At 60.0% G+C, this 513-nt stretch carries 1 protein-coding gene; it reads right to left on the bottom strand.

Going from position 1 to position 513, the window contains the following annotated elements; all coding sequences use genetic code 11:
* Nucleotides 1–300: 300 nt before the first annotated feature.
* On the bottom strand, nt 301–513 hold a 213-nt coding region (locus tag DAI20_RS20415; protein WP_108252924.1), incomplete at its 5' end, for a type B 50S ribosomal protein L31.

Below are 513 nucleotides of genomic sequence, written 5' to 3'. Positions count from 1 at the left end.
ACACTGTGTGCGCTCCTTCATGGGAAGGCGCCTGCCCAAGCGCATTGGTCAGGCACGTGAATGACGTCCTCGGCCTGTGCCGGGGATCACGCCATTATCGCACAGCAGCATTTGCCCGGCGCTAGACAGAAGTCGTAGACGACAGGCGGCCAGACGCCGGCCGTTGAGCGGCCCGGATCGGCAAAAGCTTTGTTACTCGAACGCAGTGTTCCGTCCATCCAAACGCCCGTTGGGTTGGCGTTGGGGAAAAACAAACGGCCGCGCAGAGCGCGGCCGTCGGTTCGAAGCTGGATCGACAGATCAGCGCGCGTAGCGCTTCTGGAACTTGTCGATACGGCCCGAGGTGTCGATGACCTTGTGCTTGCCCGTATAGAACGGGTGCGAAGCCGAGGAAATTTCAACCTTGACCAGCGGGTATTCGTTGCCGTCTTCCCACTGGATGGTTTCCTTCGTCGCCATGGTCGCGCGGGTCAGGATCTTGAAATCGGAGGTGACGTCATGGAAGACGACGTC

The sequence above is a fragment of the Planctomonas deserti genome (assembly GCF_003067705.1).
GTDB lineage: Bacteria > Actinomycetota > Actinomycetes > Actinomycetales > Microbacteriaceae > Planctomonas > Planctomonas deserti.
The sequence above is the reverse complement of the archived record's forward strand: the minus strand, read 5'-3'. Positions and strand labels throughout refer to the sequence as shown.